We start from the raw sequence: 23133 nt of genomic DNA on the forward strand, positions 1-23133 counted from the left end.
TTCACATTTTTTTTATTTGGGACTTGCAGAAATGAAAAATCTGCGTAGATTTGCATTCCATTTCGAAGCAAGCCTTTTAAATGGAAGATTGTCCGATAGTATAAGGGTAGTACAACGGTTTTTGGTACCGTTTGTCTTGGTTCGAATCCAGGTCGGACAACAAACAATATTCGGATTGTGAATTAAACAGCGCAATCCGATTTTTTTTAACCAGCATTGATATCCAATCGATCATGCCATTGCAATTTAACCCAGTTAAACTTTTCGCCGGAACCGGTACAAAAGATTTAGCAATCAAGATTGCCGAACAGTACGGCAAACCTCTAGGTGACGTTACGCTAAACAGGTTTAGTGATGGTGAATTCCAGCCTTCTTATGATGAAACGGTGAGGGGATGTGATGTGTTCCTGATTCAGTCTACTTACCAGCCTTCTGATAATTTAATGGAATTGTTGTTGATGGTAGATGCTGCTAAGAGAGCTTCTGCGCACTATATCACTGCAGTTGTTCCTTATTATGGTTTGGCCAGACAAGACAGGAAAGATAAGCCACGTGTGGCAATTGGAGCAAAACTTGTCGCTAATTTGTTGAAATCTGCAGGGATCCACAGGATCATGACGATGGATTTGCACGCGGCTCAGATACAGGGTTTCTTTGATATTCCGGTTGACCACCTAGATGGTTCAGTGATTTTTGTTCCTTATATCAAGAGTCTGGGTTTAGAGAATCTTACGATAGCTTCTCCAGATATGGGCGGATCTTACAGAGCACGTACTTTTGCAAAGTTCTTTAATGCAGAGGTAGTTATTTGTGATAAGCGCCGTAAACGTGCCAATGAAATTGAATCTATGTCTATCATTGGTGATGTTACAGGGATGGACATTGTGTTGATTGATGATATTTGTGATACAGCTGGTACACTGGCAAAGGCCGCGGCTCTGATTATGGAGAAAGGCGCTAAGAGTGTGAGGGCTGTATGTACGCATCCGGTATTGTCTGGAAAGGCGTATGAGACTATAGAGAATTCTATGCTGACAGAGCTGATTGTAACAGATACAATTCCTTTAAAGCAACAGAGTCCAAAAATAAGAGTACTGAGTACAGCTCCTTTGTTTGCAAAGGCAATTGCCAATGTAAATGAACATGGTTCTATCAGTGATCTTTTTAACGTTTAATTTAACAAAAATAAATATATAAAAATGAAAACAATCGCAATTAGCGGTTCTCCAAGAGAGAACGTAGGGAAACGCGATGCTAAAGAGCTTCGCTATGAAGGCAAAGTTCCTGCAGTATTGTATGGTGGTAAAGAGCAACAACATTTTGCTGTAGTAACAACCGAATTAAAGGATGCTATTTATACTCCGGAAGCTAACTTTGTTGAGATTACTTTAGGTACTCAAAAAATCAAAGCTATCATTAAAGAATTACAATTTCACCCACTTACTGACCTTTTGTTACACGTAGATTTTCTACAGTTGTTTGATGAGAAAGAAATCCTTATGGAGATCCCTATCAAATTGACCGGAACTTCTCCAGGTGTTAAAATGGGTGGTAAACTGGTTCAAAAATTACGTAAACTTCGTGTTAAAGCATTACCAAAAGATATGCCTCAGACAGTTGAAGTGAGCATTGCTAAATTAGAAGTTGGTAACTTGTTCCGTGTACGTGACCTTTCTAAAGGTAACTACGTGATAACCAACACTCCTGAAGATACAATCGTTTCTGTAGGAATGTCTAGAGCATTGAAACAAGCAGAGCAGCAAGCTGGTAAAAAATAATTTACCGCATTAGCTATGAAAAAGCAGTCCTGAATGGGACTGCTTTTTTTGTTTTTACTATTATCTTTGTCACATTATGAAATATCTGATTGTCGGTCTCGGGAATATAGGCCCTGAATATGCAAATACAAGACATAATATAGGATTTAACATAGCTGATGAGTTGGTTAAGCAATTAGGGGGCACTTACTCCAATTTGAGGTTGGCCTACTATTCTGAGCTGTCTTTTAAGGGGAAAAAGCTATATGTTATCAAACCAACTACCTATATGAATTTGAGCGGCAAGGCTGTAAATTACTGGATGCATGAATTAAAGGTCCCTTTGGAAAATATACTTGTGATTGTCGACGACCTGGCATTGCCGCTTGGTAAGTTAAGATTGAAACTTCAGGGTAGCAGTGCGGGGCATAATGGATTAAAGAGCATTGAAGGGTTGTGCGGGGGACAAGCATATCCGCGATTGAGGTTTGGAGTCAGTGATAATTTCCCAAAAGGACGACAAGCGGATTATGTCCTTGCTCCTTTTGATAGAGATGAGCAACCCGAGCTGCCAGCACTTATTGATAAGAGTGTTGAATTGATCAAAAGTTTTGTTACTGTTGGTCCGGCGCTGACGATGACTGCGTTCAATAAGTAGTGTATTTAGTGATTTTCTGATGCAATACTTCCAGTTCGAATGGCTTACTCATAACATCAGTCGCACCGGCATCAATTGCAGTTTTCTTATCATTGTCCATTACAGCGGCAGAGAAAGTAATGATGGGAATATTTTCTTTGCCCGGAACATAGCCATCACGAATCAGTTTAATTGCATCTAGTCCGTTCATTACCGGCATGAAGGTATCCATTAAAACAATATCGTAGTGATTTTCCTTTAGCTTGTCTATCGCATCCTTACCATTCTCAACCACGTCGGCATTGATCATCCAGTCTTTGAGTATCTTAACGATCAGGAATTTATTGATTGGATTATCTTCTGCAACAAGCACCTTGATATTTGGAAGTGGGGTAAGCTCTTCTTTAACGCTTTTTAGATCTGGTGTTGATTCACGTACCACTTCATACCAATTGGTAAAACAAAAAGTACTGCCTTTGTTTTCCTCACTAAATACTTCCAGCAAACCACCTTTAAGCTTAGCCAGATTTTTAACGATAGACAAGCCTAATCCGGTTCCTCCAAACTTGACGGTAGTTTGTTCGTCTGCCTGTTCAAAAGTTTCAAAGATCTTTTCGATATTATCAGAAGCAATTCCTATTCCGGTATCAATTACAGAAAATTTAATGCGAATGTTGTTCCCTTTGCTGTTTACTATTTCAACTTTTAAAGTAACACCGCCGGTGGTCGTAAATTTAATAGCATTGCCGATCAGGTTCATGAGAATCTGATTTAACCGTAATGAGTCTGCCAATACATGTCTTGGTAATTCAGGATCGAGATCTATCACCAAATCAAGCTTCTTTTCCTTGGCTCTGATGCGTAGTAAATTAACTACGCCACTACATATATTTTCAATATCAGTTTCCGTACGGTTGATTTTGAATTTACCGGCTTCTATTTTTGAGAGATCAAGGATGTCATTAATTACGCCTAACAGCGAGCTGGAAGAGATATCCAAAAGATTGATCATCTCTTTTTGTTCTTCATTCAATGGTGTTCTTTCGAGCAGGTGTGCAATTCCAATGATCCCATTGATTGGGGTACGGATTTCATGGCTCATGTTGGCCAGAAAGTTCTCCTTAATTCTCTTTCCCTGTTCTGCCTGCTCCTTTGCCTTTATCAGCTCTTTTTGGTAGGCCTCAAGTTCTTTGTTCTTTTGTTTTATTTCCCTTTGATTTCGAATGAATTGTATAAAGGAATCAACTTTGGCAGAAGTAACGAAAGGGTCCAGTGGTTTGTATAAATAATCTACAGCACCTGTATTCAGACCTTTAACGGCATACTTTGTTTCTTTTGATATTGCGGTAACGAATATGATGAGTATGTCTTTGGTGCGTGGATTGCTTTTTAGGATCTCGACAAGTTCAAAACCATCCATTTCCGGCATCTGAACATCTACCAAAGCAATGGCTATGTCCATTTCCCATGAAATTCTTAATGCTTCATTGGGATTTGTGGTACTGATCAGGTTAATATCATCCCTTTGCAGCAGTGCCTCAAGAGCAATTATATTCTCGGGTCGGTCATCAACAATCAATATGTTAATTTTTTCCATGGTAGGTTTTTTCAGTTTTAGCGCTAAGCTATTTTTTGGTAAATGTTATTTTTTTTGTCGATCGTTTTAAACCGTCCAAGTTCCGTGCTTCTCAGCGTCTCTTTAGAACCAAGACATAAAAAACCAAAATTAGCTAAACTATTGTAAAATAGCTCTATTACTCTTTTTTGAAGTTCTAAATTAAAATATATTAATACGTTACGGCATGAAATCACCTGAAATTCATTGAATACACCATCTGAGGCCAGATTGTGGACAGAAAACAGTACGTTCTTTTTTAGCGAATGATTGATCTTTACTGCATCGTATTTTGCTGTGTAATAGTCAGATAAGGTGTGTTTTGTGCTTGTTTTGTTATAGTTTTCGGCGTATTGTTTCATTTTTTGCGGGTCATAAATGCCATTTCTGGCATATTCCAACACATCCATATTGATGTCTGTTCCGTAAAAAAAACACCGTTCGTAAAGGTTTTCTTCTGAAAATAATATGGCAAATGAATAGAGCTCTTCTCCGGTAGAGCAGCCTGCATTCCACACCTTTATTCGCTGATAGGATTTTAAGTATGGAATTACATTGCTGGCAACTGATTTAAAAAAGTGTGGGTCTCTGAACATTTCAGTTACATTTACAGTAACTTCAATAAGAAATGATTCAAAGTAGTCATTGTCATTTGTCAGCAACGTCCTTAGATCGAATAATGTTAATCTTTGAAGCTGCATGATACGTGTAACCCTTCGTTTTAAGGATGCGGCAGAATAATCTCCAAAATCAAAGCCATGGATGTTCTTTATAAGATCAACCAAATCGGTTAATTGATCATATGTAATGGTATCGGTAGTTTGATCATTCATATTAACTTAGCCAAACTCTAAGCATTGATAAAAGTTTGTCCATATCCACAGGCTTAGATATGTAATCATTTGCACCTGCTTCAATGCATTTTTCTCTGTCATTTTTCATCGCTTTAGCTGTAAGCGCAATGATTGGGAGTTTTGAGAAGCGCTTTTCACTGCGAATGGCCTTCATGGCTTCGTATCCATCCATTTCCGGCATCATGATATCCATTAAAACCAAGTCTATCTGCTCTGTTTCATTTAGTTTTTCCAATGCTTCCCGCCCGTTATTGGCAATTAAAATGTTCATATCATACATCTGCAATGCACTTGAAAGCGCAAAAATATTTCTCATATCATCATCTGTAATCAGTACAGTTTTATTTTTGAGTGCTTTTTCAATAGTAGAAACGCCCTTATTTTTATTGCCAGAGGTTGAAGCTGTTGTCGTATTGGCCTCAGCTTGTTTGAGCTTATTCATGAATAAGCTTACCTCGTCAATTAATCTGTCGTTAGATTTATTTGATTTTAAGACCATGGCCTCGGTATACTTCATGATGTGGGCCATCTTTTCGTCGTCAAGTTCCATTGCAGTGTTGATAATGACTGGAACATGTGCCAATGCCGGTTGTGATTTGATCATATCCAGAAGATCAAAGCCCGATATATCAGGGAGTTTAAGGTCTAATATGATGCAATCAAATGTATGGTTTCTTAAAAGTCCCAGGGCTTCCTCTCCACTGAATGCCTGTTTCACTTCAACACCTTTTTCAGTAAGTTGTTCGGTGAGTAGTGCGCTATGTAATTCTTGATCTTCAATTAACAATACCTTATTGAAGTTATATTTTGCATGGGCGGTACTCAACAACTTAAATGCTTCATCGAGTTGCTCCTTCTCTACTGGTTTTTTAAGGAAGCCAATTGCTCCTTCCTGTTTCGCTTTACTTTCTTTTTCATTACCTGCCGACATCATGTGTACAGGAATATGTTTTGTTCTTGGATCAGACTTTAGTTTTTTAAGTATGGTCCATCCGTCCATTACAGGTAACATGATATCTAATACGATCGCATCCGGCAGTTCTGATACAGCCATCTCAAGTCCTTTATCTCCGCTATGAGCAAGAATTGGCTTAAACCCTTTTTCTAGTGCATAATCATATAGTACGTCTGCAAAGACAACATCATCTTCAACTATAAGGAGTGTTTGAGGTTGTCCATCTAAATTGCTTGCAGGTGATGGTATAGGATCTTTAGCGAGTTGGGCGGGTTTTTGTATGGGTTGTTCGTCCTGTTTTGGTATTTCCGGAGTGGAGTTGTTTTCAGCTATTATGTTACGCTCGGGAATAAATAGTGTGAATAAACTTCCAACGTTTGTTTCACTTTCAACCTGTATTTCTCCACCAAGTATATAGGCAAGTTCTTTACTGATAGACAGGCCCAGGCCGGTGCCCCCATATTTTCTGCTGGTAGATCCATCTGCTTGTTGGAAAGCTTCAAATATAAGTTTTTGTTTATCTGCAGGGATTCCAATGCCCGAGTCCTGTACAGATATTGCTATTATATTTTCCTTAGTATTTTTTAATTGCTCTGAGAAATAGCTTGTTTTTTTTCCTGATCCAGAAATTTTTAAAGTAATGTTACCATGTTCAGGGGTAAACTTAAAGGCATTGGATAGGAGATTTTTCACGATCTGTTCCAACCTGGCTTGATCTGTAATGATCAGTTCCGGTAGGTTTTGCTCAACAATTGTTTGGAAGTTGATCTTTTTACTTCTCGCAAGCTCAGCAAACAGGGCTTCCATGTCATTTTTGACAACTATCGGTTTAAGGGGTTCAATAGATAAGTCTATTTTTCCCGATTCGATTTTTGATAAGTCGAGAATGTCATTGATTAAAGTAAGGAGGTCAGTACCAGCGTTATGAATTACACCTGCGTATTTAATCTGATCCTCATTTAGGTTTTCAGGTCGATTTTCTTTTAATATTCTCGCCAGTATAAGGATACTGTTTAATGGGGTTCTGAGTTCATGGCTCATATTGGCAAGGAATTCAGATTTGTACTTGCTGGATATTTCAAGTTCTTCTGCTTTAAGACTCATGGCCTCACGGGCTTGATTTACGAGAATATTGCGTTCTTCAAGCAGTTGGGCTTTCTCCTCCAGTTCTGCATTGGTTTGTCTGAGTTCTTCTTGCTGAACCCGCAACTCTTCTTCTGATGCCTGAAGCTGTTCGGACTTGTAGACAAGCTCTTCATTTGTGGTGCGCAATTCTTCCTGCTGGCTTTCAAGTTCTTCAGCCTGTTGTTGTGTTTGTTCAAAAAGTGCTCTTAGTTTTACTCTCGCTACAGCGCTATTAATTCCTACTCCAATGCTTTCGGTAATGGTGTTCAAAAATAATAAAACAGAGTCATTTGGTTCAGCGGCCAATCCAAATTCTATGACTGCCAGTGTTTCATTCTCGAATAGTATGGGAAGTAAAAATATGCATTGTGGCAGTGTGTCTCCAAGGCCAGATTGAATTTTAATATAATCCTTAGGTATGTCCCTAAAAAGTTTAGGTTGCTTTTCAAAGGCTGATTGCCCAACAAGTCCTTCCCCAAAGTGATATTCCTTTATATTTCCTCTTGAGGGTTGAAAAGCATAACCACCAGTGAATTTAATGGTTTTTTTAGCACCATTGACCAGGAATAAGGATCCTACCGGGGCATCTATATAATTACATATTGATGTCACTATATTTGCTGCCAATTCTTCGACTTCCTGTTCGCCGCGCATAGCTTCATTGACGGCAGTTGCACCCAGAAGTAACCAGTTTTTCTGTTCATTTTCTGCAGATATTTTTTCAAGCTGTAGATTAGAGTCTCTGATTTGTATTTCGGTTTCTTTTTGCTGATCGAATGTTCTTCGGATATAGGAGAAGAGAAAAAGAATCAGACAAAATATAATGGCTGCGCTGGCCAGGACAATCCATTCGCTTTGCTGAATGCTGGCTGTCGTGGCTGCTTTTCTTTTTTTTAGCAGCTGATATTCAGTTTCAATGATTTTTCTGCTAACGTGCAGGATTTGGTTTTTGTATGTCTGACCGATACCTGTCATTACCCTTGACGCGGCCACTTCCTGACCCTTGGTATCATTGATTCTTAATACCTCGCGCATTTCATCGATTTTAGCGTGGGCATAAGAATTAAGCGAGTCAATTCTGGCGCGCTGTTGCGGATTGTCAGACACTAGATTTTGTAATTCCAGAATAGCCGGGAGTATTTTAGAAACACTTTGATTGTAGGGGGCGAGATACTGCCTTTGACCGGAGAGTATAAATCCGCGTATACCTGTTTCTGAGTTTAAGACACTTGTTTCAATATCTTTTACGAGATTGATGACATCGTAAGTATGACTTTGCCATTTTGTATCTTCATTTAAATTTTTTATACTTAAATGTGACGTTATTGCAGATAACAGGACAAATAACAGTGATATACCAAAGCCCGTTAATACTTGCTGCTTAAAGGATAGTTTAAACATATATAAGTTAATAAATAAAGCGTCAATTAAATATAATTACAATATTAACGATAATATCTTATTTGCAGATTTTTGTTAAACTATTTGCCGGATTTTAGGATAAATCCGTCAGGCACTGCGCATAACTGGGGCCTATGGGGATAATTTCGTTATCGATCCAGATTTGACTGCGGTCAAATTTTGTGATTTTGTTTTGAGCTATTATAAAGGCACGGTGTGTTCTAATAAATTTTTTAGGGGGTAGCATCAGCAACATTTCGTTTAAGGGTACTCTTGTGCTGATTAATTTATTATTTAGACTATGAATTAAAGTGTAATTTCCGGAAGCCTCTATGTATAGTATATCCTCTAAGAATACTTTTATTTGTTCATAGCCATCTTTAATGAAAAAGAAGTCGTTCTCTATAGTTTCTGCTTTATTACGAAGGTTATATAATTCCTGAGCCTTGTTACAGGCTTTTAAAAATCTGGCAAGTGAAAAAGGCTTTAACAGGTAATCTATCGCATCCAGCTCAAAACTCTTTACCGCATGTTCAGAGTATGCGGTTGTAAAGATTACCATTGGAGGATTGCTTAAGCTATTAAGAAAATCAATGCCATTGATGTCGGGCATTTTTATATCCAAAAAAATCAGATCAATTTTATTTTCCTGTAAATACTCAACTGCAGAAAAAGCATTTGTAAAGGAGGCCAGAAGGTTTATAAAGGGAACTTTGGATGCGTGTGATTTGACCACATCCAAAGCTATCGGTTCATCATCTATGGCGATTGCAATCATGAATTAAAGCTAAATATTTCCTTCGAGTTGCAATGTGAGGTGGACAAAAAATTCTTTGGCATTTTCCCTGATGATGAGTTCGTGTTTATTAGGGTATATCAGCGCGAGGCGTTGTTTTACATTTTGAAGGCCTATGCCACTTTGTAATTTTTCAGGGTCGTTGTCTTTTTTTAAATGGATACTGTTGTGCACGTCAAAATAAAGTGTGTTTTTGCTTGTTTGCAGTGTGATTTTTATGTGGGAAGGGTATTGCAAACTGATTCCATGTTTAAATGCATTTTCAACAAATGGTATGAGTAGCATTGGAGTAATCTGTAAATTGCTGATCTGTTCTTCTATCTGGGTTTCAATAACTATGTCGGATGAGATTGAAGTTCTTAATTTTTGAATTGAAATATAATTGTTGAGGTAATCAACGTCACGGCTTAAGAGAATTTTATCCTCAATGTTTTCCTGCAGCATAAACCGCATCATATCGCCAAGTTTCTGGATTCCTTCACCTGTTCTTTCTGCTTTTTCCTGAAGTGCAGTGCCGTATAGCGTATTTAATGAATTAAAGAGGAAGTGAGGATTGATCTGTGATTTCAGGAAGTTTAGGTTGGCGTCCGATTTACCCAATTCAGTTTTTAGGGTGATAAGTTCCTCGTTGTTTTTTCTGAATCTTGACCTGTATATATTCCAGGCCAAGAGGGTAACGACAATGAGTTGGACAAACAGATTAAGAGCCATTTCCATTTCGAGCATACCGCTATTGACGGACCCACGGCCGTAAAAAATGTTTGCAAGCCCAAAAACCGGAATATAAGTAATGGCAGTGGCAATGATGCTAAAGCCGATATATCTTAGCCAGCCAAAGCGTTTTTGTCTGATGCCGGGTAGATAGATATACATATCGTATAGATAATGTAGAATAGCTATAGGTGCAATTATTAGGAAAAAAGCTTTAATGTAACGATCTCCATTCAATAGTAATACGCTTGCGTGAATAAAAATGGAGCAGGCAAATAGAGCCAGGGTTTCTTTGTGTAATTTATTGCCAGGGTTGTGTTTATTGGCAGTGAAATAAATTACGGCCATTCGTAAAGAAAGCAGAATGGTGAAATAGATGTTTATGATTTCTGTAATGAAACAAACATTTATGAGTATGCAGATTAATATGATGGCGTTTGACGGGACGGTATCTCCGAGTTCCATTTCACTTTGAACATAAAGACATAAAATAAGATACGCAATGCAGGTGATCATATAACTGAAGAGCAGAGAGATCCAGAAGTTATTGTAATAGACGTGGTTTGGGGTACTATAATGTTCACTGATGGCTTGAGCGGTTGAGAATAGAAGGGCCAGTATAATACAGCCTGTAAAAGCAAGAAGCTCAATTTTTGTGGATTCTTTTAATTTTATCATTTTGCTGATGTTAATTGCGTTTTCAGAGGCAATAGTACAAAGCTTAATTAATTGAATTTTTAAAATGTGATAAAACCCTTAAAAAATGTGACGAATTATCATTTAAATTTGCCGGCATGACTGTATATGGGATACCAAATTGTAATACTGTGAAGAAAGCTATGGACTGGCTTGCTGAAAATGGGTTTAAACCAGAGTTTCATGATTTTAAGAAGAAAGGTGTTACTGCAGAGAAGCTGAATGAATGGTGTGATACATTTGGCTGGGAAAATGTATTGAATAAAAAAGGAACTACCTGGAGAAAATTGCCGATAGAGCAGCAGCAGGAAGTGGTTGATCAAAAGAGTGCGATTGAGATATTGCTGATAAATACCAGTGCTATAAAACGTCCGATAATAGAATTGGATGGAAAAGCTGTTTTGCTTAGTTTTAATGAAGCAGCTTATGAAAAGCTATTGAAGTAAAAATAGGTCGAACAATTTCCTGTTAAAGTTTGTTAAATACTAAGGTTAATGTTTAAACAGCATTACTTTTGGGTATGATTAAGAAATTAATGCTTCTTGTTTTGTGTTTGTTACCTTCAATATTGATGGCGCAAAATTCTGCTTCAGGTAAAGTTTACGACTTTGAAAATAAGAGATTGCCAATATCAGGCGTTTACGTCAGAAATCTATCCAATAAACAATCTACAAAGACGATGAGTGGCGGGAATTTTAACATTGCAGCAAAGATTGGTGATTTACTGGAATTTTCCTATGTTGGATATCATACTGATACAGTTTATTTGATTAATTTGTCGCCCAGGGCAATTTATTTGCCAGCCAGTTCTACCAATCTAAAAGAAGTTTCCATTAGGGGAGCTAAGGTTAATTCATCGATTTTGTCTCCGGATCCAGAAGCCAAAGAATTCAAGCGGATTGAAACCGATGCGCTGAGGGGAAAAGGAAATAATGACCGGGCTGGTGGACTAAAGTTTAATCTTGGATATGGGAAATATAAAAGGCAACAGGAACAGGTTAAGAAATTAGAAGAGCGGGATTTTTATGAAACAGAGATCAACAATGTTTTCACTGAAAAGTATGTTTCTGATTTGGTGAAGCTGAAAGGGCAGGAATTGAAAGATTTTATGTCGTTATATCGTCCATCTGTAGTTCTTGTGCAAACGGAACGGCCGTTCAATTACGCATATTATACCGTTAAGGCTTATCATACCTGGTTGAAACTGCCGCCCGCACAGAGAAGGCCACCCGCTGTCCCAAAGTTAAAAAGTAATTAATAATACCGTTACAATGACAAAGTAGCTCATTGGTTTTTATACCTTTATGGTAAAACTTTAAACCAACGTTATACTATGTTAAATAAGTCAACCTTACTATTGGCGCTATTGTGCGTCTTTGGTTTAACTGCCATGTCTCAACAACCAGGGGCTATATCAGGAAAATATGATGCTCATGCCGCCTTTGGACCATTATTCTACACTCAGAATGGTAATGAATATCGTTCAGCTAATGGGTATCCTGGACCAAAATATTGGCAAAATAGGGTGGACTATAACATTGTAGCCAATCTTGATGAAGCCAATAACAAGGTTAGCGGTACGGTAACGATAACTTATAAAAATAATAGTCCTGACAAACTTCCTTTCTTGTGGCTGCAATTAGATCAGAATTTATTTGCACCCGAATCGAGGGGTAATGCTTTGATCCCTGCAGGTAGCCGTTATGGAGCAAGAGGAGAGAAGCTTGAAGGAGGATATAAAATCGATGGTCTGTCTGTTGTTCAGAAATTGAAACCAGTAAAGTTTACTTCTTTAATAGAGGATACAAGGATGCAGATCAGACTTGATGAACCTATGGCAGCAAATGGGGATGTAATTACAGTTAAAATGAATTTCTCATTTACAGTGCCTGTGAATGGTTCAGACAGAATGGGCCATTTAGCGACTAAGAACGGTGAGATTTTTTCGATTGCACAGTGGTTTCCAAGGATGTGTGTGTATGATGATATATTGGGCTGGAATACTCTGCCTTATTGGGGGGCTGGAGAGTTTTATTGTGAATATGGAGATATTGATTTTGCTATAACTGCGCCTGCAAGTCATATTGTAATGGGATCCGGCGAACTTTTAAACCCTCAGGAGGTCTTTACGGCTACGCAATTGCAAAGATGGAATGCGGCAAAAAGCAGTGATAAAACAGTAACTATAAGATCCGAGTCTGAGGTTAATGACCCTAAATCACGACCTGCTAAAGACAAGCTTACCTGGAAATATAAGATAAAAAATGCAAGAGATGCAGCCTGGGGATCTTCCAAAGCATTTATTTTAGATGCAGCACGGATTAATTTGCCAAGTGGTAAAAAATCACTTGCTGTAGCTGCACATCCAGTAGAGAGCAATGGAAAGGATGGTTATGGAAGGGCTGCAGAATATGTAAAAGCATCCATTGAGCACTATTCAAATAAGTGGTTTGAATATCCTTATCCAATGGCAATAAATGTAGCGAGTAATGTAGGCGGGATGGAATATCCGGGTATTGTATTTTGTGGTTGGAAAGCAAAAAATGGAAGCGCATGGGGTGTGATAGACCATGAATTTGGTCATACCTGGTTTCCAATGATTGTAGGTAGTAATGAAAGAAAATATGGCTGGATGGACGAAGGATTTAATACGTTCATCAATGGGATTTCTACAGATGCATTTAACGACGGAGAATATAAAAAAGGTCCTCAGGACATGCATGATGTAGCGAAGGGTTTGCAAAGCGAGCAGAATGAGCATATAATGTTGACTCCGGATGCGATGAGAGAACGGAATATCGGTGTAAATCTGTATTATAAACCAGGATTGGGATTGGACATATTGAGAAATGAGATATTGGGAGCTGACCGTTTCGATTACGCATTTAAAAATTATATAGCCCAGTGGGCATTTAAACATCCAACTCCATTTGATTTTTTCCGCTCTATGGAGAATGGAGCAGGAGAGGATCTATCGTGGTTCTGGAGAGGTTGGTTTTTAGAGAACTGGAAAATGGATCAAGCAATTACGAAAGTAACAGAAGAGAAGAAGGATGGAAAGACTGTAGGATACAATATTGTTGTGTCTAATCTGGAACAGATGCCAATGCCGATCATTCTTGAAATTACGACAAAAAGTGGTAAAAAAGATGTGGTGAGGCTTCCTGTGGATGTTTGGATGAGAAATAGTTTCTGGAGTGTGCGGTATGCTACAGAGGAGGAGGTTGTTGGAGTAGTTTTAGATCCTAAGCACGTGCTTCCAGATGTAAATAGCTCGAATAATAGCTGGAGTAAGAATTAAGATATTCTTTTACTAAGATAGGGGCCGGACGATTTGTCTGGCCCCTTTTTTTTATTTAAAGAAGCTGGCTTTTAGTTTCTCTGCATCTATTATTGCTTCCGGCTGGTCAAGTTTAATCAACCAGCCCTTTTGTTTCAATAATGTTATCTCCTGTTTTGCAACGGATAAGTCTTTGCCTTTGATAGACTGATGAAAGACGATAGGTGATTTGGGTTCAACATTTAAGCTGGTGTGAAATAGTACTTCGAGTCTGAATTTTGGCCATGAATGAATATCGCCAAGCTGAGCTGAATATATTCTTTTCGTCGAGCCGGCTGCAATGACATTTACAAACTCGCCTTTGAAATTTCCTCCCTGTTCTGTACTAAAGCTGACCGGCAATTGAAATGATGTTTCATTTACCAGGTGAAAATGACCAACAGAATTGCTGTGCTGATCGGAAACAATGGCCAAATAGACACCTTCAGTTACAAAAGGAGTTTGTGGGGTTGTGGGAGTTTGTCTGGCTGCAGTAATTTCATCCTCGGGTACTTCTCCGTGTACCAATGTTACTTTGGACGCAAGCACGGGAATTTCGAAGTCATTGGCGTCAGTTACGCCGATGGTATCTTTATCAATGATTCTGGTAATGTAACCTTCTAAGTTCTCGTCTACGAAACGTACAAAGTCTCCTAATTTATAATTCATGTTTAATATTCTATAAGGTAGTCAAATTTAGTTATTCTTATTATTTTTACATCATGGCATTAGAAGAGCAAAAAAACAATCCATTGCATGGCAAGACGCTTGAATTTATCCTTAAGCAACTGGTGTGGCATTATGGATGGGAAGAACTTGGTCGTTGGGTTAAAATTGATTGCTTTAACAACAATCCAACTATGAACTCCAGTTTAAAGTTTTTGCGTAAAACAGATTGGGCAAGAAAAAAAATAGAAAAACTATATTTAAATACTTTCCATTAATGACGCTTTTTCAGTTAAAACGCATTGTCACTATTTTTTTATATTAAGTTTGTTTAATGTAATTATTATTATTTAAATTTGTTTTAAGTAAATTCAGTTAGATGAATCTCAATGCTTTATGATTTGAGGTCATCATTATTGATTATACTATATAGCCTAAATTTTATTGTAAAAACATCATCCCAAAACAAGACCAGTTGATCTGGTCATGATTGATGAAAAAGAAGTAATTGTCTGCATTGTCAGGCTAATAAAAGAATAGGATAATAGTAAATTAATATATAGTGCTTTCAAATGAACCAACCTGCTGCTGAATATATACATTCTGTATTGCCTTTCCATAAGCTATTTGGGAGGAAGTTAATTGATGTTTGTCGTTTTGATAGTATTTCTCAATATTATTCTTATGAGCCACATCGGCATGCTTTTGATGTGGTAGTGTGGGCGACAAAGGGCAGGGGTGTTCAGAGCATTGATCATATTGATTATGATTTGCTCCCAGGCAGACTGTTTTTTGTAAGGTCGGGCCAGCTTCATCAGATCAAGCAATATGCAGAAGACGGGTGGATGATATTGTTGAATGAAGAGGCGCTTAGAAATTTGAATGATACTCTTTTGAATAATTTTTACCGTCAGCCTTATCTTGATCTTAAAGAATTATCATGCGAAACTTTTATGGGATTATTTAGTTTGCTGCAGCTAGAGGCCCGTCAATTGAATCCTAATGCCATGATGATTACTAACTTACTTAACGGAATGTTGCTTTGCGCAGAACAATGTAATCCATTTATCGGTACTGTTGGGAATTTGGACAGGCGATTTTCTGTTGTTAAAAAATTAAAGTCTTTAATAGAGAGAGAGTATAAGAAGCATAAAGATCCTGACTATTACTATGACGCCATTGGATTGCCTGGTCGTCGGGTTAACAATATAACTAAACCGTTGTTGGGTAAGACTGTTTATGAGTTGCTTCAGGACCGGTTGCTGTTGGAGAGTAAAAGCTTGCTGAGTGAAACTACACTTACCGTTAAGGAAATTGCGGTGGAGCTGGAATTTAACAGCCAGGGATATTTCTGCCGTTTTTTTAAAAAGATGACCGGAATCACGGCTCTTGATTACAGAACGTCTTATCATTCGACTTCCGTTTAAAAACCATAAAGTGCAATACTTAGGTATTAAAGTACAATAGATTGTACCTTTCTGTTTATAACTTTGAAAAGTTTAATATAATTCGTTCATGACGAAAGGGATATGTAAACTGTATTTTTTTAGTGATTTAATATTTACATTATTATAAAGACTTTGTCGTTCTTTTTTTGATTAGAATGATAAAATTTAGGGAAGTTAATAAGTAATAGGGCGCTCTGGATGGACGCCCTATTTTTTTATGTCTAATAATTTGTGTTAACCCCTTGATTTATAAAATGTATTGTCTTACCTTTGCAGTCCCTTATTGAGGGGTAAAGTTTTTAAACATAAAATAAGAAAAACAAAAAAGAACAATGCCAACCATTCAACAATTAGTTAGAAAAGGTAGAGTAGCACTGGAGTTCAAGAGTAAGTCTCCAGCGTTGGACAGCTGTCCACAGCGAAGAGGTGTATGTACACGTGTATATACTACTACCCCTAAAAAACCAAACTCAGCAATGCGTAAAGTAGCACGTGTACGTTTAACCAATGGTAAAGAGGTTAATGCTTACATTCCTGGAGAAGGTCACAACCTACAGGAACACTCTATCGTATTGATCCGTGGTGGTCGTGTTAAAGATTTGCCAGGTGTACGTTATCACATCATCCGTGGAGCACTAGATACTTCAGGAGTTGCTGGTCGTAACCAACGTCGTTCAAAATATGGTACTAAACGTCCTAAACCAGGACAAGTAGCTGCGGCACCAACAAAAGGTAAAAAGAAATAATTAGGAGGAAAGAAAAATGAGAAAGTCAAAACCAAAAAAGAGAATTATCCTTCCTGATCCAAAATTTAACGATGTTCAGGTGACAAGATTTGTGAACAATATGATGTACGATGGTAAAAAATCTATCGCATATGATATTTTTTATAATGCTGTTGAATTAGCAGAGAAAAAATCTGGCGAGAATGGCTTAGAAGTATGGAAACGTGCTTTAGCTAATGTAATGCCTGCTGTAGAGGTTAAGTCACGCCGTGTAGGTGGAGCTAACTTCCAGGTTCCTACTGAAGTAAGACCAGACCGCAAAATCGCTTTAGGTATGAAATGGTTAATTTCTTATGCACGTAAACGTGGAGAGAAAACCATGAAAGAGAAATTAGCAGGTGAAATTGTTTCAGCAGCTAAAGGTGAAGGTGCAGCAGTTAAAAAGAAAGAAGATACGCATAAAATGGCTGAAGCTAACAAAGCGTTCTCTCATTTCCGTTTCTAATAATTGAACTTATATAATGTCAAGAGATTTAAGATTTACAAGAAATATCGGGATTGCAGCTCACATTGATGCGGGTAAAACCACAACAACGGAGCGTATCCTTTATTATGCTGGTGTTAGCCATAAAATTGGTGAGGTGCATGAAGGTGCAGCTACAATGGATTGGATGGCACAGGAGCAGGAGCGTGGTATAACCATTACTTCGGCTGCTACAACAGTAGGTTGGAAATACAGAGATCAGAATTACCACATCAACATTATCGATACACCTGGACACGTGGATTTTACCGTTGAGGTAAACCGTTCGTTACGTGTATTAGATGGTTTGGTTTTCTTGTTTTCTGCAGTTGATGGTGTTGAGCCTCAATCTGAAACCAACTGGCGTTTGGCTAACAACTATAATGTTGCACGTATTGGTTTCGTTAATAAAATGGACCGTTCCGGAGCAGATTTCTTAAAAGTTGTTGGACAAGTTAAAAGCATGTTAGGTAGTAATGCAGTTCCTTTGCAATTGCCTATCGGTTCTGAAGATAACTTTACAGGTGTGGTTGATTTGATCAACAACCGTGGTATTGTTTGGAATGAGCATGATAAAGGTATGACCTTTACTGAAGTGCCGATTCCTGATGATATGATTGATGAGGTTGCAGAGTGGAGAGAGAAATTATTGGAATCTGTAGCGGATTATGATGAGTCATTGATGGAGAAATTCTTCGAAGATCCTAACTCTATTACAGAGCGTGAAATCCTTGATGCTTTACGTAAAGCTGTATTGGATGCTAAAATTGTACCTATGGTTTGTGGTTCATCTTTCAAAAATAAAGGTGTACAAACTATGCTTGATTATGTGATGGAGTTATTGCCTTCACCAATGGATTCAGAGGGTATCGTTGGAACTAATCCGGATACAGGTGAAGAAGTGTTGCGTAAACCTGATGAAAAAGAGCCTTTTGCAGCTTTAGCTTTTAAAATTGCAACAGATCCATTCGTAGGTCGTTTATGTTTTATCCGTGTGTACTCAGGTAACTTAGAAGCAGGATCATACATTTACAATGCACGTTCAGAGAACAAGGAGCGTATTTCACGTATATTCCAAATGCATGCCAACAAGCAAAACCCAATTCCTAACGTAGGTGCTGGTGATATTGCTGCTGTTGTAGGTTTTAAAGATATCAAAACTGGTGATACACTTTGCGAAGAGAAAAATCCTATCGTTCTTGAGTCTATGAATTTCCCTGAGCCAGTTATCGGTTTGGCAATTGAGCCTAAAACTCAAGCTGATATTGATAAGTTAGGCATGGGATTATCTAAGCTTGCTGAAGAGGATCCTACCTTTAGAGTACAAACTGATGAGGAAACTGGTCAGACTGTTATCTCTGGTATGGGTGAGCTTCACCTTGATATCCTGATTGACCGCCTCAGACGCGAGTTTAAGGTTGAGGTTAACCAGGGAGCTCCTCAGGTAGCTTACAAAGAAGCAATCTTCGGTACAACTCAGCACCGTGAGACGTATAAAAAACAATCAGGTGGTCGTGGTAAATTCGCGGATATCCAGGTTGTTATTTCTCCAATTGATGCAGATTTCGAAAAAGGTGGTTTACAGTTCGTAAATGAAATTTCAGGTGGTTCAATTCCTCGTGAGTTTATTCCTTCAGTAGAAAAAGGATTTGCAGCAGCAATGGCTAACGGTGTATTGGCTGGTTATCCACTACCAGACATGAAGGTTCGTTTAATTGATGGTTCATTCCACGCAGTCGATTCAGATGCATTGTCATTTGAGCTTGCAGCTAGAATGGCTTACCGTGAAGCGTTACCTAAATGTAACCCGGTATTGATGGAGCCGATCATGAAAATTGAAATCCTGACTCCAGAAGAGAATATGGGTGATGTAATTGGTGATATGAACCGTCGTCGTGGTCAGCTTTTAGGTATGGATACCCGTAACGGATCTCAGGTAATTAAAGCAACTGTGCCATTGTCTGAAATGTTTGGTTATGTAACTCAGTTACGTACGATCACTTCAGGACGTGCAACTTCAACAATGGAATTTGACCATTATGAAGCAGCTCCACGAAACGTACAGGACGAAGTAATTGCTAAGTCAAAAGGCAGAGTTAAATCAGCCGATTAATAAATGAAACATTGCAGATGGTTATTAATAGCTCTAACCATCTGCTTTAAATAAAAATAAGATGAGCCAAAGAATCAGAATTAAATTGAAATCTTACGATTATAACCTGGTAGATAAATCTGCTGAGAAGATCGTTAAGACAGTAAAACCTACGGGTGCAGTGGTTAGCGGACCGATTCCGTTGCCTACAGAAAAGAAAATTTTCACAGTTTTGCGTTCACCACACGTGAACAAAAAAGCACGTGAGCAGTTTCAATTATGTGCATACAAACGTTTGTTAGATATTTATAGCTCTAACTCTAAAACAGTTGATGCGTTGATGAAACTTGAATTACCTAGCGGTGTTGAAGTGGAGATCAAAGTTTAACTTTATATAGTTAACCGTAATAAAAAGGCCTTCTTGAAATTTCAAGAAGGCCTTTTTATTGGTAGTTTACAGAGGTTTATCCTCTGCCTTTTAGTTCTTCGATTTTATTGCGTTCGTCTTGTAGCTCACGTGCGAGTTTCTTTTCTTTTTCGTTAGCTTTTACTTTGTAGCTTTGGTATTCCTGCGAAATCTCCTCATATAGATTGGTTCTATATTTCGATTCATGGATGTGTTTAGCGGATCGAAGAATGACAATTGCTAAGGCGATTCCCAAAGCTATTATTAAGCTCCATACGACAATATTGTAATTGGATTTAGTAAATGCTATGCCAAGGAATGTAATCTCATTTAGCCTGGCATTGGTGCTGGCTAACGACGACTCTGTCCCTGATATGTTTTTCTTGAGCATGAGTATTTCCTTCTCCTGCTCATTTAGTTTTTTGCGGATTTCTGCAAGTTGTTTGTGTGAGGTTGTCATCGTATCTCTCACGTTTTGCCAAAATGTGGATAGTCTGCCTGGGTTTACCAATTTGTATCCATTTAGTGTTTTGGATTTTGATATCATCAACTGGTATTGACCCCTTAGGCTTGGATCTGTTTTACTAGTATCATTTGTTAACTGAGCCTTGCCAGAAAGTCCGGTTAATAGCACCGCAATAAATAGGGATAGAATTTTTTTCATGTTCGATTAGTTTACGTCTAATTTAACATTCATAATTTAATTTTATTGTGTTTTGTTGGGAGATAGTATATTTGCAAGCAATGTCTGTATTACTATTTACTATCATAGTTCTTGCCGGAGCTTTCCTTGCTGGATTAGTTGGGTCTTTAACCGGGCTTGGTGGCGGAGTAATAATCATTCCACTGTTAACGTTAGGCCTGGGTGTTGATATTCATTATGCGATAGGGGCATCAATAATTTCAGTTATCGCTACATCTTCAGGCTCTGCTGCGGCCTACGTAAAGGAAGGTATCACGAATATACGGATAGGGATGTTTCTGGAGATTGCCACCACTGTCAGCGCAATTATCGGAGCTGTTGTAACCGTATTCATTGATCCTGGTTATATTGCAGTTATCTTCGGTTTGATTCTGTTGTTTTCAGCTGCGATGATGGTGAGGAAAAAGATAGATCGGTCTGATAATGATACTTCTGGTAAACTAGCTCTCTTTTTTAAACTAAATGGAACCTATCCAACCGAAGGTGGTGTAAAGAAATATGCTGTGCATAATGTATTGGGTGGCTTTTTTATGATGTTTATTGCTGGTATTATATCAGGATTGCTGGGAATAGGTTCCGGTGCACTTAAAGTGATAGCGATGGATAATATCATGCGGATACCATTTAAAGTATCTACGACTACGAGTAATTTTATGATGGGCGTTACAGCGGCTGCGAGTGCAATTGTGTATTTGCATAGGGGACAAATTGATCCTGGAATTGCGATGCCGGTCACAATAGGTGTATTGCTTGGTGCTACTATCGGATCAAAGATTCTTGTGAAAACTAAAACGGATAAATTGAAAGTTGTTTTTGCGGTTGTTGTTACATTTTTAGCACTGCAAATGATTTACAATGGATTAACAGGCAGGCTATGATTAAAGACAGTAAGAATTTTTTTGCAGATAAAGATGTCCAGGTTATACTTGGTACCTTGCTGCGTGTGGGAGTAATTTCATCGATGAGTGTGGTATTTGTCGGCGGGTTAATTTATCTTTTTTCAAATTATTCAGGGCTAGTAGATTATGAAAAATTTAATCCGGGTAAGTCAGGATTATCATCAATAAGTGCAATTTTTTCTGGATTGAGGAGTCTGGATGGCAGCGCGATTATCCAATTCGGAACATTATTGCTGATTTTTACACCTATTTTACGTGTTGTTTTCTCCGTATTTAGTTTTCTGATAGAGCGGGACTACCTCTATGTTTTGATTGGTTTATTTGTTTTGTGTGTTATCCTATTTAGTTTGAGCAATAAGCTGGTCGGTTGAGACAGTATTTATTGACATAGTAAATCCGTCGGAAAAAATATTTTGCACTTATTTGAAAAAATAATGAGCTAACTATTTGAAAATTAAGATTTCTTTCCTATTTTTGCCGTCCCTTAACGGGGATGTGTATCCACCTTGAACGAAGCCCTACTGCTTCGATGGGTGTTAAATTAAAATAGAAAATGTCAGGTATTATTGGAAAAAAAGTAGGAATGACCAGCATTTTCGACGCCGATGGGAAGAATATTCCTTGTACGGTGATCGAAGCTGGGCCTTGTGTAGTTACACAGGTAAAGACCGCAGAGAAAGACGGTTACGTTTCAGTTCAGTTAGGTTTCGACGAAGCTAAAGAGAAGAACACAACTCAGCCTTTAAAAGGCCACTTTGCGAAAGCAAACACTACCCCAAAACGCAAATTGGTTGAATTCGAGCCATTTGAAGAATCATTAAATTTAGGTGATACTGTAACGGTTAGCATCTTTAATGAAGGCGATTTCGTGGATGTTGTTGGTACATCAAAAGGTAAAGGTTTCCAGGGTGTTGTAAAACGTCATGGTTTCGCTGGTGTTGGTGGACAAACTCACGGACAGCACAATAGAATGCGTGCACCGGGTTCATTGGGTGCTGCTTCTTATCCTTCACGTGTATTTAAAGGCATGCGTATGGCGGGAAGAATGGGTGGAGACAGAGTGAAAATTCAAAACTTACAGGTTTTGAAAGTTTATGCTGATCAAAATCTTGTTGTAGTTAGTGGTTCCATTCCAGGAGCTAAGGGTTCTTACGTAATCTTAGATAAGTAAGCAGATGGAAGTTAAAGTATTAAACATTTCAGGAAAAGAGACAGGTGCCAAGGTGCAGCTTCCTGAGTCGGTATTTGGCATAACGCCTGTTGACCACGCAATTTATTTAGATGTAAAGCAGTATTTGGCTAATCAACGTCAGGGAACGCACAAGTCTAAACAACGTAATGAAATTGCTGGTTCAACCCGTAAATTATATAAACAAAAAGGTACTGGTGGTGCTCGTGCCGGAAGTATTAAATCTCCATTGTTCAATGGTGGTGGTCGTGTGTTTGGTCCTCAGCCACGTGATTACAGCTTTAAATTGAATAAGAAATTGAAAGTGTTGGCTCGTAAGTCTGCATTATCTTACAAAGCACAGGATCAAAATGTTGTTGTTTTAGAAGACTTCACTTTTGATTCGATCAAAACTAAAAACTATATCAATTTAGTTAGTGCTTTGAATTTATCAGGAGAAAAGACATTGTTGGTTTTACCTTCACAAAATAACAATATCTATTTATCAAGCAGAAACATTCAGAAAGCGAAAGTAATTACTGCAGATCAGTTGAATACATATGATGTATTAAATTGTGGTAAGCTTTTGTTAACTGCTGATTCTCTTAAAACATTGGAGGAGGCATTTGCCAAGTAA

General features: G+C 38.1%; 23 protein-coding genes. 16 read left to right on the top strand and 7 right to left on the bottom strand.

Going from position 1 to position 23133, the window contains the following annotated elements; all coding sequences use genetic code 11:
• Nucleotides 1-233 precede the first annotated feature (233 nt).
• The 3 genes from R2Q78_RS15685 to pth all read left to right on the top strand — a co-directional run bounded on the left by R2Q78_RS15685 (nt 234) and on the right by pth (nt 2415).
• Nucleotides 234-1175 carry a ribose-phosphate pyrophosphokinase gene (locus R2Q78_RS15685; RefSeq protein WP_136835551.1) on the top strand — a complete coding sequence of 314 codons (942 nt, stop codon included), beginning with the start codon at nt 234-236 and terminating at the stop codon, nt 1173-1175.
• A gap of 24 nt (nt 1176-1199) precedes the next feature.
• On the top strand, nt 1200-1778 hold the full coding sequence (locus tag R2Q78_RS15690) for a 50S ribosomal protein L25/general stress protein Ctc (protein WP_316793497.1): 579 nt from the start codon (nt 1200-1202) through the stop codon (nt 1776-1778).
• Between the two features lie 76 nt (nt 1779-1854).
• The gene (gene pth / locus R2Q78_RS15695; protein WP_316793498.1) at nt 1855-2415 is read left to right on the top strand and encodes an aminoacyl-tRNA hydrolase; all 561 of its coding nucleotides are present in this window, start codon (nt 1855-1857) and stop codon (nt 2413-2415) included.
• On the opposite strand, the gene R2Q78_RS15700 is transcribed toward pth, so the two are convergent.
• From R2Q78_RS15700 to R2Q78_RS15720, 5 genes are all read right to left on the bottom strand, one after another.
• The gene (locus R2Q78_RS15700) at nt 2405-3991 is read right to left on the bottom strand and encodes a response regulator (RefSeq protein ID WP_316793499.1); all 1587 of its coding nucleotides are present in this window, start codon (nt 3989-3991) and stop codon (nt 2405-2407) included. The genes pth and R2Q78_RS15700 overlap by 11 nt on opposite strands.
• A gap of 23 nt (nt 3992-4014) precedes the next feature.
• Nucleotides 4015-4842 (bottom strand): protein-glutamate O-methyltransferase CheR, encoded by an 828-nt coding sequence (locus tag R2Q78_RS15705; RefSeq protein WP_316793500.1) that lies wholly within the window; start codon nt 4840-4842, stop codon nt 4015-4017.
• A gap of 1 nt (nt 4843) precedes the next feature.
• Nucleotides 4844-8344, bottom strand: a complete 3501-nt coding sequence (locus R2Q78_RS15710; RefSeq protein WP_316793501.1) for a response regulator — start codon at nt 8342-8344, stop codon at nt 4844-4846.
• A 94-nt stretch (nt 8345-8438) separates the two neighbouring features.
• Complete coding sequence (locus R2Q78_RS15715; protein ID WP_316793502.1) at nt 8439-9122, bottom strand: LytTR family DNA-binding domain-containing protein; 684 nt, start codon at nt 9120-9122, stop codon at nt 8439-8441.
• Between the two features lie 9 nt (nt 9123-9131).
• On the bottom strand, nt 9132-10529 hold the full coding sequence (locus R2Q78_RS15720) for a sensor histidine kinase (protein ID WP_316793503.1): 1398 nt from the start codon (nt 10527-10529) through the stop codon (nt 9132-9134).
• 116 nt (nt 10530-10645) lie between these two features.
• Between R2Q78_RS15720 and R2Q78_RS15725 the strand changes: the two genes are divergently transcribed.
• The 3 genes from R2Q78_RS15725 (at nt 10646) to R2Q78_RS15735 (ending at nt 13848) form a co-directional block, all read left to right on the top strand.
• On the top strand, nt 10646-10993 hold the full coding sequence (locus R2Q78_RS15725; protein WP_316793504.1) for an arsenate reductase: 348 nt from the start codon (nt 10646-10648) through the stop codon (nt 10991-10993).
• A gap of 74 nt (nt 10994-11067) precedes the next feature.
• The gene (locus R2Q78_RS15730; protein WP_316793505.1) at nt 11068-11805 is read left to right on the top strand and encodes a hypothetical protein; all 738 of its coding nucleotides are present in this window, start codon (nt 11068-11070) and stop codon (nt 11803-11805) included.
• 75 nt (nt 11806-11880) lie between these two features.
• Nucleotides 11881-13848 carry a M1 family metallopeptidase gene (locus tag R2Q78_RS15735; RefSeq protein WP_316793506.1) on the top strand — a complete coding sequence of 656 codons (1968 nt, stop codon included), beginning with the start codon at nt 11881-11883 and terminating at the stop codon, nt 13846-13848.
• A 51-nt stretch (nt 13849-13899) separates the two neighbouring features.
• Here R2Q78_RS15735 and R2Q78_RS15740 read toward each other — a convergent pair whose 3' ends face one another.
• Entirely contained in the window at nt 13900-14535 is a 636-nt protein-coding gene (locus tag R2Q78_RS15740; RefSeq protein ID WP_316793507.1) for a hypothetical protein, read from the bottom strand.
• A gap of 53 nt (nt 14536-14588) precedes the next feature.
• On the opposite strand from R2Q78_RS15740, the gene R2Q78_RS15745 reads away from it, so the two are divergent.
• The 6 genes from R2Q78_RS15745 (at nt 14589) to rpsJ (ending at nt 19708) form a co-directional block, all read left to right on the top strand.
• Nucleotides 14589-14810 (top strand): VF530 family protein, encoded by a 222-nt coding sequence (locus R2Q78_RS15745; protein WP_316793508.1) that lies wholly within the window; start codon nt 14589-14591, stop codon nt 14808-14810.
• Nucleotides 14811-15104: 294 nt separating this feature from the next.
• Nucleotides 15105-15959, top strand: coding sequence for a helix-turn-helix transcriptional regulator (locus R2Q78_RS15750; protein WP_316793509.1), 855 nt, complete (start codon nt 15105-15107; stop codon nt 15957-15959).
• Nucleotides 15960-16312: 353 nt separating this feature from the next.
• Nucleotides 16313-16726 carry a 30S ribosomal protein S12 gene (gene rpsL / locus R2Q78_RS15755; protein ID WP_008244597.1) on the top strand — a complete coding sequence of 138 codons (414 nt, stop codon included), beginning with the start codon at nt 16313-16315 and terminating at the stop codon, nt 16724-16726.
• Nucleotides 16727-16742: 16 nt separating this feature from the next.
• Nucleotides 16743-17210, top strand: a complete 468-nt coding sequence (gene rpsG / locus R2Q78_RS15760) for a 30S ribosomal protein S7 (protein WP_136835537.1) — start codon at nt 16743-16745, stop codon at nt 17208-17210.
• A gap of 16 nt (nt 17211-17226) precedes the next feature.
• A complete protein-coding gene (gene fusA, locus R2Q78_RS15765; protein ID WP_316793510.1) occupies nt 17227-19341 on the top strand; it encodes an elongation factor G in 2115 nt (704 codons plus the stop codon).
• A 61-nt stretch (nt 19342-19402) separates the two neighbouring features.
• A complete protein-coding gene (gene rpsJ / locus R2Q78_RS15770) occupies nt 19403-19708 on the top strand; it encodes a 30S ribosomal protein S10 (protein WP_008244591.1) in 306 nt (101 codons plus the stop codon).
• Nucleotides 19709-19784: 76 nt separating this feature from the next.
• On the opposite strand, the gene R2Q78_RS15775 is transcribed toward rpsJ, so the two are convergent.
• Complete coding sequence (locus R2Q78_RS15775) at nt 19785-20390, bottom strand: hypothetical protein (protein WP_316793511.1); 606 nt, start codon at nt 20388-20390, stop codon at nt 19785-19787.
• 80 nt (nt 20391-20470) lie between these two features.
• Here R2Q78_RS15775 and R2Q78_RS15780 point away from each other — a divergent pair, with 80 nt between their 5' ends.
• From R2Q78_RS15780 to rplD, 4 genes are all read left to right on the top strand, one after another.
• Nucleotides 20471-21307 (top strand): sulfite exporter TauE/SafE family protein, encoded by an 837-nt coding sequence (locus tag R2Q78_RS15780; protein ID WP_316793512.1) that lies wholly within the window; start codon nt 20471-20473, stop codon nt 21305-21307.
• Nucleotides 21304-21699 (top strand): DUF1634 domain-containing protein, encoded by a 396-nt coding sequence (locus R2Q78_RS15785; protein ID WP_316793513.1) that lies wholly within the window; start codon nt 21304-21306, stop codon nt 21697-21699. The genes R2Q78_RS15780 and R2Q78_RS15785 overlap by 4 nt, the downstream gene beginning before the upstream one ends.
• A gap of 182 nt (nt 21700-21881) precedes the next feature.
• The gene (gene rplC, locus R2Q78_RS15790) at nt 21882-22499 is read left to right on the top strand and encodes a 50S ribosomal protein L3 (RefSeq protein ID WP_136835532.1); all 618 of its coding nucleotides are present in this window, start codon (nt 21882-21884) and stop codon (nt 22497-22499) included.
• Between the two features lie 4 nt (nt 22500-22503).
• Nucleotides 22504-23133 carry a 50S ribosomal protein L4 gene (gene rplD / locus R2Q78_RS15795; protein ID WP_136835531.1) on the top strand — a complete coding sequence of 210 codons (630 nt, stop codon included), beginning with the start codon at nt 22504-22506 and terminating at the stop codon, nt 23131-23133.

It is taken from the genome of Pedobacter frigoris (assembly GCF_032678645.1).
In the GTDB taxonomy this organism is placed as follows: Bacteria; Bacteroidota; Bacteroidia; order Sphingobacteriales; family Sphingobacteriaceae; genus Pedobacter; species Pedobacter frigoris_A.

Coding starts and splice junctions, on each gene's coding strand:
- R2Q78_RS15710 (WP_316793501.1), bottom strand. CDS start 8,344: ATGTTTAAACTATCCTTTAAGCAGCAAGTATTAACGGGCTTTGGTATA.
- R2Q78_RS15745 (WP_316793508.1), top strand. CDS start 14,589: ATGGCATTAGAAGAGCAAAAAAACAATCCATTGCATGGCAAGACGCTT.
- R2Q78_RS15690 (WP_316793497.1), top strand. CDS start 1,200: ATGAAAACAATCGCAATTAGCGGTTCTCCAAGAGAGAACGTAGGGAAA.
- R2Q78_RS15780 (WP_316793512.1), top strand. CDS start 20,471: ATGTCTGTATTACTATTTACTATCATAGTTCTTGCCGGAGCTTTCCTT.
- rplD (WP_136835531.1), top strand. CDS start 22,504: ATGGAAGTTAAAGTATTAAACATTTCAGGAAAAGAGACAGGTGCCAAG.
- R2Q78_RS15750 (WP_316793509.1), top strand. CDS start 15,105: ATGAACCAACCTGCTGCTGAATATATACATTCTGTATTGCCTTTCCAT.
- R2Q78_RS15735 (WP_316793506.1), top strand. CDS start 11,881: ATGTTAAATAAGTCAACCTTACTATTGGCGCTATTGTGCGTCTTTGGT.
- R2Q78_RS15730 (WP_316793505.1), top strand. CDS start 11,068: ATGATTAAGAAATTAATGCTTCTTGTTTTGTGTTTGTTACCTTCAATA.
- fusA (WP_316793510.1), top strand. CDS start 17,227: ATGTCAAGAGATTTAAGATTTACAAGAAATATCGGGATTGCAGCTCAC.
- rpsJ (WP_008244591.1), top strand. CDS start 19,403: ATGAGCCAAAGAATCAGAATTAAATTGAAATCTTACGATTATAACCTG.
- R2Q78_RS15775 (WP_316793511.1), bottom strand. CDS start 20,390: ATGAAAAAAATTCTATCCCTATTTATTGCGGTGCTATTAACCGGACTT.
- R2Q78_RS15685 (WP_136835551.1), top strand. CDS start 234: ATGCCATTGCAATTTAACCCAGTTAAACTTTTCGCCGGAACCGGTACA.
- R2Q78_RS15785 (WP_316793513.1), top strand. CDS start 21,304: ATGATTAAAGACAGTAAGAATTTTTTTGCAGATAAAGATGTCCAGGTT.
- rplC (WP_136835532.1), top strand. CDS start 21,882: ATGTCAGGTATTATTGGAAAAAAAGTAGGAATGACCAGCATTTTCGAC.
- rpsL (WP_008244597.1), top strand. CDS start 16,313: ATGCCAACCATTCAACAATTAGTTAGAAAAGGTAGAGTAGCACTGGAG.
- R2Q78_RS15705 (WP_316793500.1), bottom strand. CDS start 4,842: ATGAATGATCAAACTACCGATACCATTACATATGATCAATTAACCGAT.
- R2Q78_RS15740 (WP_316793507.1), bottom strand. CDS start 14,535: ATGAATTATAAATTAGGAGACTTTGTACGTTTCGTAGACGAGAACTTA.
- pth (WP_316793498.1), top strand. CDS start 1,855: ATGAAATATCTGATTGTCGGTCTCGGGAATATAGGCCCTGAATATGCA.
- R2Q78_RS15720 (WP_316793503.1), bottom strand. CDS start 10,529: ATGATAAAATTAAAAGAATCCACAAAAATTGAGCTTCTTGCTTTTACA.
- rpsG (WP_136835537.1), top strand. CDS start 16,743: ATGAGAAAGTCAAAACCAAAAAAGAGAATTATCCTTCCTGATCCAAAA.
- R2Q78_RS15700 (WP_316793499.1), bottom strand. CDS start 3,991: ATGGAAAAAATTAACATATTGATTGTTGATGACCGACCCGAGAATATA.
- R2Q78_RS15725 (WP_316793504.1), top strand. CDS start 10,646: ATGACTGTATATGGGATACCAAATTGTAATACTGTGAAGAAAGCTATG.
- R2Q78_RS15715 (WP_316793502.1), bottom strand. CDS start 9,122: ATGATTGCAATCGCCATAGATGATGAACCGATAGCTTTGGATGTGGTC.